Source organism: Olsenella porci (genome assembly GCF_009695875.1).
GTDB classification, from domain to species: Bacteria; Actinomycetota; Coriobacteriia; order Coriobacteriales; family Atopobiaceae; genus Olsenella_H; species Olsenella_H porci.
This window is the reverse complement of record NZ_VUNC01000004.1, coordinates 118638-131526: the sequence shown is the minus strand read 5'-3', so window position 1 is coordinate 131526 and position 12889 is coordinate 118638. Positions and strand designations below refer to the sequence as shown.

Genomic DNA, 12889 nt, shown 5'->3' with positions numbered 1-12889 from the left:
CCAACCCTCGTGGACGTTTCAGGGAGAAATCGTAGCAGTGGGAGGTCAGGGCGTGGTGGGACGTTTTCCCCTTGGACGCGAACGACTGCGAATGAGTAGCCAGCCTTGCGTCTCAACTGTACTAAGTGTATTAACTGTACTAGTATTACCGGGTCAATAACGGAGGGAGACGGGCCGCCGCCTCCCCGGGGAAGAGGGGCGTCTGGGTTGGAGTTGCTCTCGCTGCAGTTCGCCATCTTCCTGGTGGCGCTTCTTGCCGCCTACTACGCGGTCGGCCGCCTGGTGGGGCGGGGCCAGTGGGTCGTGCTCCTGCTGGGGAGCCTTGCCTTCTACGGCATGGCCGGGACCTGGAAGACCCTGGCGTTCGTCTTGGTTGCCGGCGTCTCAACGTGGGCTGCGGCGCTTGGGTTCTCGCGTCTCGACGCCGGGCTCAAGGCAAGGTTGGGCGAGACGCGCGACCGCTCAGCCCGCAAGGCTGCCAAGGCGGCGGTCCATCGGCGCAAGAGGCTCGTCCTTCTCGCCTGCCTCGCCCTCTGCCTGGGGACCCTCGCGTACCTCAAGTACTGGAACGTGGTGCTGTTCGAGCTGGGGCTCGCGTCGTCACCCCACGGGATGGGGCTGCTTCTGCCGCTCGGCATCTCGTTCTACACGTTCCAGGCGCTCTCGTACCTGATCGACGCCTATCGCGGCAGCCTCCAGGCGGAGCGCAGCCTCCCCAGGCACCTCACCTTCCTCCTCTACTTTCCGCAGCTGATCCAAGGGCCCATCAACCGCTATGGTGACCTGGCGCCGCAGCTCTTCTCAACCCATGCGCCCCGCGAGGTCGACCTCTCGCGCTCGCTCCAGCTCCTGCTGTTTGGCATGCTCAAGAAGTACGCGATGGCGGACCTCCTGGTGGGCCTCATCACGCGTCTGCTCGCGGGTGCGGGCGACGGTGCTCCGGGCTCGCTCGCGATCCTGGCGATCCTGCTCTACTCCGCCCAGCAGTACGGGGACTTCTCCGGCGGCATAGACATGGTCGAGGCCGTCTCGGAGCTCCTGGGCATCCGCATGGCACCCAACTTCCGGCGCCCGTACCTCTCCACCTCGCTCGCAGACTTCTGGCGGCGGTGGCACATCACCCTGGGCACCTGGATGCGCGACTACGTGTTCTACCCGCTCGCGCTCACGCGCCCCATGCGTGCGCTCGGGAAGGTGGCGGGCGGGAGGCTTGGCAGCCACGTGGGCAGGACGCTCCCCGCGTGCGTGGCCAACGTCGCGGTGTTCCTCCTCGTTGGCCTGTGGCATGGCGCCGAGACGCACTACCTGGTCTGGGGCCTATACAACGGGCTAGTCATCGCGTTGGCCGACCTGCTGCGGCCCGCCTTCGACCGCGCGAGCTCCCTGCTGCGGGTCGACCGTTCCACCCGGGGCTGGCACGCCTTCAGGGTCGTGCGCACCTTTGTGGTGGTCAACGTGGGCTGGTACTTCGACCGCATCTACGACTTTGGCGCCAGCCTCGCCTGCCTGCGCCAGTCCGTGCTCCACCCAGACTTCGCCGGGCTCCCCCAGGCGCTCGCGGCCTTGGACATGGGGAAGTCGGAGCTTCTCCAGGTGCTCGTGGCAGGGGCCGTTGCGCTTCTGGTGGCCTGCGTCAGCCTGTACGAGGAGCGCGGCGGCGACGCAAGCGGGTGGCTCTCGCGCCGCCCCGTCGCGGTCAGGGCGGCCGCCTGCGCCGTAATGTGCCTGGTGGTCGTGCTCTCGCTCTCGTTCGGTGTGGGAGGGGGGTTCATGTATGCCAACTACTGATGGTTCCCGTCCCACCCAGCGGCGTCCGGCTGCGCGCCGCGTCGCCACGCTCGTCTCGCTTGCCATCTTCGCGGGCACCTACCTGCTCGCCCTGTGGGGCCTGGGCGCCTACGGTTCCACGACGGCGGTCGCCTGGCACGACTTCCATGCGGCGGAGAGGCTCGACACCCTGGTGGTGGGGTCGTCCTTTGGGCAGCAGGGGATCGACCCCGTCACCCTCGACGCGCGTCTGGGCACCACGACCGTCAACCTCGCGACGCCCGGCCAGACGCCGGACGACTCCCTCGACGCCATCAAGTGCGGGGTGGGCGAGAAGGGCGTGTGCCACGTGATTCTCGCCGTTGGGCTTGACTCGCTCGGCACGCGCCTTGACACCAACTCGCACGTTGCCTTTGTGCTCGGCCGCAACGAGGGAGACCCGCTGGGTGCCGCCTCGTCGCTCGTTGCGTTTGCCCTCCGCCCCGACGTGGTTGGCACGCGAGACTCCGTTCGTGCCCTCTTTCCCTGGACCTGCCTCCCCACCTACGCGCCCCGTTCGGTCGCGCTCAACCTCCGCAACCGCATCCAGGGCGGGGACGTGGCTCACGCCACCGAGGAGCTCGTGCGCGGGTGGCACTACGTGGGTCGGGGCTATGGCAACTACGACAGAACGATCGCACCAGGTGACGGCCGCACCTCGCTCCAGGTGTTTGGCAGCCCCCATGTGGATCGGGTGGTGTGGGACGAGTACGCGGCAATCTGCGACTGGTGCCGCGAGCACAACGTCTCGCTCACGGTCGTCGCCACGCCCCACCCCGCATACGACGTGGCGGCGTTTGGAGACGACTACCCGCGGATCATGGCAGACTTCCAGCGGATGGTCCAGGCAAGGGGTGCGACATACCTCGATCTCAACCTCGCCCACCGCAGCTACTACGACCCGCCACTCTCGGACTTCGACGACTTCGAGCACCTCAACGCAACGGGTGCGGAGAGGCTCACGGACGTCCTCGCCCGGCTGATTGGCCCTGACGGGGCAGGCGAGAGGGACGCGGCCCTTGGGAGCTACGACGACTGGGACGGCTGGCGGCGGGAGCACCTGCCGGATGCCGCAGATGCTGGGAGGCAGTCATGACCAACGTACTCGAGTGGCTCGAGGCGACCGCAGGCAGGGTGCCGGACAAGGTCGCCGCGGCGGACCCCGATGCGTCGATGACCTTTGACGAGCTGCTCCGTGCAAGCAGGGCGGCGGGAAGCTGGCTTGCCTGCGAGGCGGGCGTGCAGCCGCGCACGGCGGTCGCCCTCTACCTGGAGAAGAGCGTGCCGGCGCTCGCCTGCATGCTGGGTGCGGTGTATGCGGGTGGGTTCTACTCGGTGCTCGACCCCAGGCAGCCCGCGGCCCGTGTCCATGCCATCTGCGCCTCGCTCCGCCCCATGGTCGTCCTGTGCGACGACGCGACGGAAGAGGGCGCTCGCGAGGTCTTCGCGGGTACAGGCGTCCGAGTGGCAAGGCTCGACGAACCCCTCTCGCGTCCCGTGGACGAGGGGACCCTCCGCCGCATTCGGTGGCAGGCGACCGACGTCGACCCCCTCTACGTCAACTTCACCAGCGGTAGCACGGGGGTTCCTAAGGGCGTGGTGGTCGCGCACCGCTCGGTGATCGACTTCATCCCCACCTTCGCGTCCACGTTTGGCATGGGCGAGCGCGACGTCTTCGCCAACCAGGCGCCCTTCGACTTCGACGTGTCGGTCAAGGACATCTACACCTGCCTGCTCACGGGCGCGCGCCTGCAGCTAGTCCCGCGCGAGTACTTCAGCGTCCCCACCCGTCTGATGGACTACCTGGCCAACGGCCACGCCACGACCCTGGTGTGGGCGGTGAGCGCCCTGTGCTTCGTCACGATCATGAACGCCCTGGAATACCGCGTGCCGCGCGAGGTGGACAAGGTCCTGTTCTCGGGTGAGGTCATGCCTCCCAAGCAGCTTGCCAAGTGGCGTCGCCACCTTCCGGACGCGCTCTACGCCAACCTATACGGGCCCACGGAGGTCACCTGCAACTGCACCTACTTCGTGGTGGACCGCGAGTACGGGCCAGGCGAGACCATACCCATGGGCAGGCCGTTCCCCAACGAGCGAGTGTTTCTCCTCCGCGACGATGGGGGAGAGGTCACTGCGCCAGGCGAGACGGGCGAGGTCTGCGTGGCTGGCACGGCGCTCGCCCTTGGCTACCTGGGCGATCGCGAGCGCACCGACGCAGCGTTTGTGCAGAACCCCCTCAACGACCGCTGGGACGATCGCGCCTACCTCACGGGTGACCTCGCGCGCTACGACGCCGGCGGCAACCTGGTGTACGTCTCGCGCAGGGACAACCAGGTCAAGCTGCTGGGGCACAGGATCGAGCTGGGCGAGGTCGAGGCGGCGGCGACGCGGATCGAGGGGGTCGAGCAGGCGGTCTGCCTGCTCGACCAGAGGAGGAAGCGCCTGCGTCTGCTCTATGTGGGCGAGGCCGAGCATCGGGACGTGACGGAGGGGCTCCGTGCGTTGCTCCCGCCGCACATGGTCCCGGGAACCACGAGGCGGCTCGAGTCAATGCCGCTCACCAAGAACGGAAAGGTCGACCGCGCGGCGCTGCGTGAGGGAGAGGGGCTGTGATGACCAAGGAGGAGCTTCTGGGGGTGGCGGAGCGGTTTGGCACGCCCACCTTCGCGTTTGACGAGACTGCCTTCGAGCGGCGGATCGCCCAGGTGAGTCAAACGTTTGGGCCTGGGGTGGGCCTGTGCTACTCCATCAAGGCCAACCCCTTCCTCGTCCCCGCTTCCCGCGACGCGGGGATGCGGCTGGAAGTTTGTAGCCCGGGCGAGCTCGCCATCTGCGAGGCACTTGGCGTGCCGGGCGAGACGATCGTGTACTCGGGCGTCTGCAAGGGCGAGGACGACGTCCGCGAGGCCATCTCGTATGGCGCCGGGACCTTCACCGCCGAGTCGCTGGGGCAGCTCGCGCTGGTGGATCGCGCGGCGAGGTCGTGCAGTGCGCGCATTCCCGTGCTCCTCAGGCTTAACGCCGGGAGCCAGTTTGGGATGTCGCGGGCGGACCTCGTCCGCGCCGTGGACGGGCGCGACTCGCTTTCCGGCGTCGAGCTAGTGGGCATCCACCACTTCGCCGGCACGCAGCGCAGGAGGCTCGACCACCAGCGGCGCGACCTCGCCATGCTCCAGGGCCTTGCCGACGAGCTGGAGCAAGAGCACGGTTGGCGCCCCTCTCGCCTGGAATATGGCCCCGGACTCGCCGTGCCGTACTTTGAGGGGGACGACTTCTCCAACACGCTCGCGCCCGCCCGGGAGCTCGCGGACGACCTGTGGCACGTTGCCTCCCGCCTTGACCTCACCGTGGAGATGGGCCGCTTCCTCGCCAGCGAGTGCGGCAGCTACGTCACGCAGGTCGTCGACCTCAAGGATGCGGACGACGAGACGAGCTACGCCCTCGTGGGCGGCGGCATCAACCACGTGGTCTACCTGGGCCAGTTGATGGGGCTCAAGGTCCCGGTGGTGAGGAACCTCTCGCTTGGAGACGGAAGGGCGCGACGGGAGCGGGAGTGGACCGTCTGTGGGAGCCTGTGCACCACTGGTGACGTCCTGGTGCGCAAGCTTCGCATCCCGCTCGCGGAGGGGGACCTGCTCGCGTTTGACAACCTGGGCGCCTACTCGGTCACCGAGGGCATCGCCCTGTTCCTCAGCCGCGCGCTCCCGCTCGTTGCGATCCGCGGGAAGGACGGTTGGCACGTTGCGCGCAAAAGGGTCGAGACGAGCGTGCTCAACCAGCCGCTAGCCGTACCGGGCATGGGGATATAGCAAGTTGTGGGGCCAACGCCCCATGTGGTGTCCCCGGCATGGGGGCGAGAAGGGAACACAGACATGGACGACATCACGCTTGAGCAGGTCATCGACATGCTGGACCAGATCAAGGACGGCGTGGACTTCTCCACGGCGGTGAACCTGGTGGACGACCGCATCCTGGACTCGTTCGATATCCTCTCGATCATCGGGGCGATTGACGACGAGTTCGACGTGTCGGTGCCCGCCAAGGACATCGTGCCGCAGAACTTCAACACTGCCCAGGGCATCTACCAGATGGTGCTGGACCTGGCTCAGGGAGAGTAGCGAGGCGGCGCGCCCGACAACGGCTTCCGCCGGCATAACGGGGGAGTCATTCGCCTGGCGTCGCCTCAGTCGGGGGTGCTTAGCTCCACTAGCTCCCGTGTGGGTTTTGGGGCACGCTGCTTAGCATCGCTAGCCCTCATGCGGATTTCGGAGGCAGATGCTTAATGTCGCTAGCCCTCGTGTGGGTAGCGCGACGGAAAACCCCATGAGGCCGGGGGGGGGAGCTTAGCAGCGCGAGGACAAATCAACACGAGGTCGGGGAAGACTAAGCATGACCGGCAAGGAGGGGCCTCGGGCTATGGCAATACGCCCGCTCTCTAGGTCTGGAGAACCGTCCCGGGGCACGGACTCCGGGCGAGAAGACTCCCCGGGCGATAAGACTCAGCAAGCCGAGGCTCAGCTCGAACGAACCCGGGGTGCGGTGCGCGCTCAACGGGCTCAATGCGTCCGCCGCTCCCCGGGGCGTATGGGCGAGCCAGAAAAACGGGGACGGTCCCTGCGCGGAACCGTCCCCGTATCGTCAGGACCTTGTTGCGTCCCTACTTCTTCTTCCTGCTGGACCTCACGGTCTTCGTGCGGGTGGTGCCACCCTTTGCGGATGCCTTGCCCGCGGCGCTCTTCGCGGCGGTCGACTTGGTCGCCGCCGGCTTTGCCGCGACGGTCTTGGTAGCGGCAGGCTTGGTTGCGCTAGTCTCGGACGCCTTGGGCTCAGGCTTAGCTGCCGTCGTGGTCTTCGAAGCGGGCTTGGGCGAGACTGCCTTGGCCTCCGTCTTCGCAGCCTTTGCCGCGGGCTTGGGCGAGAAGACGGGCTTCGCCGCGGCAGCCGCCGTTGCCTTGGCGGGTGCGGCCTTTGCACTCACGGTCGCCTTCGCAGCGGTCTTGGGCTCCGGCTTTGCGGCTGCCTTCGCGGCGGTCTTGGGTGTGGTCTTAGTGGTCGCCTTTGCAGCGGCCTTTGCCGCCGGCTCTGCCTTTGCCGCGGGCTTGGCTGCCGCCTTCGCGACCGTTGCCTTGGGGGCCGTCTTGGCATCCGACTTTGCGGAAGCGGCCTTGGTTGCCTCGGGCTTCTCTGCAGCCTTGGTCGCGGGCGCGGCCTTCGCAGGGGCCTTCATCGCGGCGGCGGACTTGGCAGCGCCCTGCGCCGCCGGCTTAGCCTTGGGCTCTGCCTTTGCCGCGGGCTTCTCGCTTGCCTTCGCGGAAGCCTTCGCCTGGGGCTTGGCAACGGCCTTGGGAGCCGCCTTCTTGGCGGCTGCCGGCTTCGCGGTGGCCTTTGCAGCGGGCTTTGCCTCCGCCTTGGCAACCGGCTTGGTCTTAGCCGCAACGTCCACGCCCTCGGACGCAAGCTCCTTCTGAATGTCCTCAAGCATGAGGGGCATGAAGTAGCGGAGCTGCTTCTTCCACCAGTAGGGGTCGTGGTTCACGTCGTAGCCCCAGAAGTCGCACCAGTGGGGCACGCCCAGGCGGTCGAGCTCGTGATCAATGGCGCGGACGTCGTCCTGGCCGTCCTCAAACGCGCCCTGCCCAACGCAGAACAGCAGGCTGCGATGGCGGTACAGCTCCACGTAGGGGTGGTCGAGGGGCATGTTGGGGAGGAACGAGACGATGTCGTTGTCGTAGAGCGTGGGGTTGGACCAGTCGCCAAAGAAGTAGCTCGCGCGATAGACGCCCGAGAGGGAGAGGCAACCCTGGAACAGGTCCGGACGCCGGAGCGCCGCGAGTGCTGCGTGCGTGGCACCCATGGAGCAGCCCATTGCCAGCGGGCGCAGGTCGGAGCCGTTGAGCTTGTGTACCTGGGGCAGCAGCTCGTCGGTCACAAAGCGGAAGTAGTCCTCCTGGCGCTGTGCCCTCTCTGCCTTGTCCCCGGCGAGGTCGCTCCAGCTCCCCTGGTCTGCGTTGTCAACGGAGAACAGCTGGATTCGCCCGCCCTCGACATACTCGGCGAGGGGCTCGAGAAGGCCATCCTGCTCAAACGACTCGCAGGTGTGGTCCTGGGTCTGGAAGGCAACGATGGGGTAGCCCTTCTCTCCGTAGACGATCATGGACATGTCCTGGCCCAGGGCGTCGCTGTGGATGGTGTGGAGTTCGCGCTTCATGGTCATCGCCCGCCTTTGTTGCAGATTCGGTTATACATTTACGCGAAGAACCGCTTGTCAAGCATTCGGACAAAAACTTACGGTCAACGGTACATTTTAGCAGGCGGGCGCTATCGTGTGCAAAACTGGGCACCTCGGGGAAATCTAGCGCGGACCGAGCGTGTCCTGATGTCCCCAAATGGGGTCAGAATCGTAGTGATGCCTGTCGGAGTGTTTCGCGCGACCAAATCGAGGGGGTGTGACATGGGGGAGAGGAACGATGCGCCGCGGGATGTTGCGTGGCCCTACCGGGTGTACGTGCTTCGATGCGAGGACGGCTCCCTCTACTCCGGCATCACCACCGACGTGGCCCGGCGCGTGGCCGAGCACCTGTCGCGGAAGGCTCCCGGCGCACGCTACACCCAGCGTCACCCCGCCGTGGCACTCGTGGGCCTGTGGCGCGCCTCGGACCGCTCGTCCGCCTGCAGGCTCGAGTGGCGTCTCCACCACATGACGCGAGCCAAAAAGCTGCTGCTCGTCGAGTCGCCGGGACTCGCCGGCGAGGAGTGGGAGCCGGTCCCCGCCCGCGAGCGGGAGCGCCTGTGGGAGGAGGGGCTGCGGCGCCATGGGGGCGAGTAGGCTCGCGGGCGTCATCGCCTCTCGTCCGGGGTCACGGGTATGCTCTGTGAGACGGTCGACTAGGAGCAGGGAGGACGCATGATCGAGATCGAGTGCCCCAAGTGCCACACGGTGTTCGAGGAGGACGAGTCCAAGTTTGCGGACATCGTCCGCCAGGTGCGCGACGCCGAGTTCAACCGCGAGCTCTCGGCACAAACCAAGGCGCTCGAGCGCGAGAGGGAGTCGGCGGTCGCCGAGGCGGCGGCGAGGGCCAGAGAGGCGTCGCAGGGGGAGGTCGCCAAGAGGGACCAGCAGATCGCCCAGCTCAAGGCACAGATCGAGGCTGCCAAGTCGCAGCAGGAGCTTGCCCTCGAGGGCGCCCGCGCGCAGTCGCGGGAGGAGGTCGCGTCCCTCAAGGCGCAGCTTGAGGCGCAGGAGGCCGCTGCAAGGCTCCGCGAGGAGAAGCAGCGGGGCGAGGCAGACCGCACGCTTGCCGAGAGGGACCGGCAGATTGGCGAGTTGCGGCAGCAGATCAAGGCGCAGGGAGAGGCATTCGAGGACCGTAAGGCGCTCGCCGTGAGCCAGGCGACCGCAGCGGTGGAGCGGGAGCGGGACGACTTCCGCCATAGGGCGGAGCTCGCGCAGAGCGAGACCAAGCGCCTCTCCCAGCAGCTCGAGGACGAGCGCGCCTCGTCGCTCCGCCGGCAGGAGGAGATCATCCGCCAGAAGGACAAGGAGCTCGAGGACTACAAGTCCATGCAGTCTCGCCTTACGGTCAAGATGGTGGGGGAGAGCCTGGAGCAGCACTGCGAAACCGAGTTCAACAAGTGGAGGAGCGCCTTCCCCCTCGCCACCTTTGGCAAGGACAACGAGGTCGTGGCAGGGAGCAAGGGAGACTTCGTCTTTAGGGACTACGACGAGGCGGGCACCGAGTACCTGTCGGTCATGTTCGAGATGAAGAACGAGGAGGGTGAGTCCACCAACCGGCACAAGAACGCCGACTTCCTGGACAAGCTCGATCGCGACCGCCGCAACAAGAACTGCGAGTATGCCGTCCTCGTCACCACGCTCGAGAAGGACAACGAGTTCTACAACCAGGGGATCGTCGACGTGAGCGGCATGTGCTCCCATCCCAAGACGTACGTGATCCGCCCCCAGTTCTTCATCCCGCTGCTCACCTTCCTCCAGTCGGTGGCGCAGGGCACGCTCGACTACCGTCGCCAGATCGAGCGACTCAAGGGCGAGAGCATCGACATCGAGTACTTCAACCAGGCCCTCGGGGACTTCAAGGCAGGCTTTGGGCGCGACTACGAGCACGCCTCGAAGAAGCTCTCCGACGCCATCGACGGCATCGACCGCGCCATCTCGCAGCTCGAGAGAATCCGCGAGTCGTTCCGCCTGACCGAGACCCACCTGAGCAGGGCAAACCGCAAGGCGGAGGACCTCACCATCAAGCGGCTGACCAAGAACAGCCCGCTGCTCGCCGAGCGATTCTCGCAGCTTGAGGAGGCGCCCGCGCAGGGGGAGGGAATCGAGCCGGACCAGGTGGAGACCCCCAGCGCGGACAGGCAGGGGAGCTAGGGGACAGAGGCCATCCGGACCGACGCGATTGCGGCGGGGGAGAGGAGCGTGGCATCTCGGCTGCGGAACGTCCCGCCGCCGGGTGGCTCGGGCCGGGAGCTACGAGTTCGTGGGAGTCGCCACCTGAACCACAACGGTGGAGCCGACCCTCACAGTCTGGTCGGTCCCCGGCGTGGTGTTGGCTATCGAGCCGGCGGTGACGTCGTCGGTCCTCACGTCGGTTCCGCGCTCCACAATCAGGCCCATTCCGCTCAGGAGCTGGGACGCTCCCGTATACGACATGCCAGAGAGGTCGGGGATCGAGACGCTCTCGCGCGTGTCCTCCTCGGAGACGAGGCCGCCTGCCTTGGAGTCGGGACTTGGACCATCAGAGATCACAAGGTCAATCTTGGTGCCCATTTTCTCCGGAACTCCTGCGGCGGGGCCCTGGCTGATGACCTTGCCCGCCGCGACGGTGCTCGAGTATGCGTGCATCACGTCGTCCTTCACGAAGAAGCCGGTCTGGGCGATCTTGCCCAGGGCCTCATCCTCGGTGAGCCCCACGAGGTTGGGGACGTCCTTGGTCGGGGAGGCGGACTTCCCCACCTTCACCGTTACGGTTGATCCAACCGCCACGGAGGTCCCCTGGCAGGGGGAGGTGGCAATGACCTTGCCGTAGTCCGCGGCGTTGTCGGTGTCCTGCTCCTCCACGGTCACCTGCAGACCGTCCTGCTCAAGGTACTGGGAGGCGTCCGAGCTGGTCTGCCCCACCACGTCGGGCACGTCCACATGCGCCACCAGGCCAAAGCAGTTGGTGAGGATGAGGGACGAGCCCAGGATGCCCGTCACCACCACAAAGGCGAGGGCGCGCGCCCAGCGGGGGGATGGCGCGCAGACGATGCCGCCGGGCGGCTCCACGGCTCCCCCTGGGGAGGATGCCCGTGACGTCCACCGACGCGGCGGTCACGGCTCCCGTGGACGACGGGTTTGACTCCTCGTCCTGGGTGGTCGTGACGTCGGGCAGCGTGGTCTCACGGGGCGCAGGCACGCCTTGGCCTGTGCTGGGCTTTGGGGAATCGTCGTGCGAGGCAGGTGCGGGGGAAGCAGATGACCTGCCGTCGTCCTTGGAGAGGTCCTGCTCGTCCGGCTTTGCGAAGTGCCTGCCCCTTCGCGGCGTCTCATCCGCCTCCGCGGACACGGGCCGTTCGTCGTCCTGCTGGTCTCGCACGCAAACCTCCCCCCGATGAAAGATGCGTCACTTCTCGCATCAGTCATCTTAGGGCATGCATGCACAAAAGGTAACTATGAGGGATGCGTGCATGAATGCTCAAGAATGAGCTGGGGGAGAGATGCCCTGCTTAGGAAGGTAGTAGCGCCATTACCTCGGAAGATGCGCAACCGTGGCTGTTTTTCTCACCTAGAAAAACCTGCCGCCCACCGAATATTCCGATGCAAGAGAATCACTCTTACAGAGCGTCCGAGGCCTGGAGCATGAGGGAGAGGACCAGGGCGAGCCCGTCCTCCAGACTCGCGAGGTCGACCCACTCGTCGCGCGTGTGGAGGAGCGAGCCCCTCACGGCGCCCACGCAGATGGAGGGGATGCCAAGGGAGAGGGGGATGTTGGCGTCAGTGGAGGCGGGGGAGGCGTCTACATCGCGCCCCGTGACAGAGCGGATGGTGTCAGCGCTCCGCTTTGCGAGTGCGGCGAGCCTGCGCGCGTCGACCGGGCCGTTGCCGGGGCGGACGCCGATGGTCTCGACCTCGATGTCGACGCCGTCACGCCGGCACGAGTCGAGGGCAGCCCTGAACAGGCCCTCCATGCGCTTGAGGTTTGCCGCGGACTCGCTCCTGAACTCGAAGAGGGCACCCGCCTGGGAGGCGATGGAGTTGACGGTGCCACCACCCTCCATGTGACCCACGTTGATGGTGGTCTTGGCACCCGTGTCGGGGTCCACGGGGAGCTCGATGGCATAGAGCGCCTCGATGACCTGGCACAGGACCTCGACCGCGTTGGGTCGGCCGAAGTTCTGGTACGAGTGGCCGCCCTGGGTCTTGACGCGGATCCTGAAGCGCTCGGACCCCACGGCATGGCTGATGCACTGCGAGAGGTAGAGGTCAAACGAGCAGAACGAGCGTACGTGCCTTCCCTTGTCGCGGAGCCCCTCGAAGAGGGCGCGCGTTCCGGCGAGGTTGCCCAGCCCCTCCTCGCAGGTGTCGGCGACCACCAGGATGTCCACGTCGCGCGTGGCGCGGTCATAGGCGCCCTCGTCGTGGAGCAGGTGCCTGGTTGCCGCCATGAGCGCCACCAGGTTTGCGGTGTCGTCGCCCACCCCCGGCGCCATCATGCGACCGTGCTCGATGCGCACAGGAAGCGGGTCGGTGTCGGGGAACACGATGTCGGTGTGGGCGGAGAACACGGCGACGTCGCGCGGCTTCCCGTCCTTGCGGGGATGCCTGCCGCGAAGGAGGCAGAGCACGTTACCCTGCTCGTCGATGCGTACGTCCTTTGCGCCCTGGCGACGGAGCCAATCGGCGATAAACGCCTCGCGCCTGCCCTCGTGATGCGTGGGGGAGGGGATCGCCGCCAGCTTGGAGAGGAGACGGACCTCCTCCTCGTGGTAGTTCCTTGCGTAGCTTCGGGCGTGTCTAAGCAGCGTGGCGTCCATCCGTGCTCCCCTGTCTCGCGTGGATGGTTAAATCATAACCACTGGTGGACGG

General features: G+C 66.7%; 9 protein-coding genes and 1 pseudogene. 7 read left to right on the top strand and 3 right to left on the bottom strand.

Annotated features, from left to right (window positions below):
- The first annotated feature begins 207 nt into the window (after nt 1–207).
- The 5 genes from FYJ68_RS06345 (at nt 208) to FYJ68_RS06325 (ending at nt 5924) form a co-directional block, all read left to right on the top strand.
- On the top strand, nt 208–1788 hold the full coding sequence (locus FYJ68_RS06345) for an MBOAT family O-acyltransferase (protein WP_154435145.1): 1581 nt from the start codon (nt 208–210) through the stop codon (nt 1786–1788).
- Entirely contained in the window at nt 1775–2902 is a 1128-nt protein-coding gene (locus tag FYJ68_RS06340) for a hypothetical protein (RefSeq protein ID WP_154435143.1), read from the top strand. The genes FYJ68_RS06345 and FYJ68_RS06340 overlap by 14 nt, the downstream gene beginning before the upstream one ends.
- Nucleotides 2899–4419: an amino acid adenylation domain-containing protein gene (locus FYJ68_RS06335; RefSeq protein WP_154435141.1), complete on the top strand. Its 1521-nt coding sequence runs from the start codon at nt 2899–2901 to the stop codon at nt 4417–4419. The genes FYJ68_RS06340 and FYJ68_RS06335 overlap by 4 nt, the downstream gene beginning before the upstream one ends.
- Nucleotides 4419–5615: a diaminopimelate decarboxylase family protein gene (locus FYJ68_RS06330; protein ID WP_154435139.1), complete on the top strand. Its 1197-nt coding sequence runs from the start codon at nt 4419–4421 to the stop codon at nt 5613–5615. Before FYJ68_RS06335 ends, FYJ68_RS06330 begins: the two co-directional genes overlap by 1 nt.
- Before the next feature lie 63 nt (nt 5616–5678).
- Complete coding sequence (locus FYJ68_RS06325; protein ID WP_154435137.1) at nt 5679–5924, top strand: acyl carrier protein; 246 nt, start codon at nt 5679–5681, stop codon at nt 5922–5924.
- Between the two features lie 1529 nt (nt 5925–7453).
- Here the strand turns inward: FYJ68_RS06325 and FYJ68_RS10580 are convergent.
- Nucleotides 7454–8014, bottom strand: a pseudogene (locus FYJ68_RS10580) (alpha/beta hydrolase-fold protein); the annotation flags it as partial.
- 243 nt (nt 8015–8257) lie between these two features.
- On the opposite strand from FYJ68_RS10580, the gene FYJ68_RS06315 reads away from it, so the two are divergent.
- Together FYJ68_RS06315 and FYJ68_RS06310 are read left to right on the top strand one after the other, a co-directional pair.
- Nucleotides 8258–8632 carry a GIY-YIG nuclease family protein gene (locus tag FYJ68_RS06315; protein WP_154435135.1) on the top strand — a complete coding sequence of 125 codons (375 nt, stop codon included), beginning with the start codon at nt 8258–8260 and terminating at the stop codon, nt 8630–8632.
- Between the two features lie 78 nt (nt 8633–8710).
- Complete coding sequence (locus FYJ68_RS06310; protein ID WP_154435133.1) at nt 8711–10192, top strand: DUF2130 domain-containing protein; 1482 nt, start codon at nt 8711–8713, stop codon at nt 10190–10192.
- Nucleotides 10193–10291: 99 nt separating this feature from the next.
- On the opposite strand, the gene FYJ68_RS06305 is transcribed toward FYJ68_RS06310, so the two are convergent.
- The gene (locus FYJ68_RS06305) at nt 10292–11089 is read right to left on the bottom strand and encodes a PASTA domain-containing protein (protein WP_154435131.1); all 798 of its coding nucleotides are present in this window, start codon (nt 11087–11089) and stop codon (nt 10292–10294) included.
- Between the two features lie 548 nt (nt 11090–11637).
- Nucleotides 11638–12837 carry a M20/M25/M40 family metallo-hydrolase gene (locus FYJ68_RS06300; protein ID WP_154435129.1) on the bottom strand — a complete coding sequence of 400 codons (1200 nt, stop codon included), beginning with the start codon at nt 12835–12837 and terminating at the stop codon, nt 11638–11640.
- Nucleotides 12838–12889 lie beyond the last annotated feature (52 nt).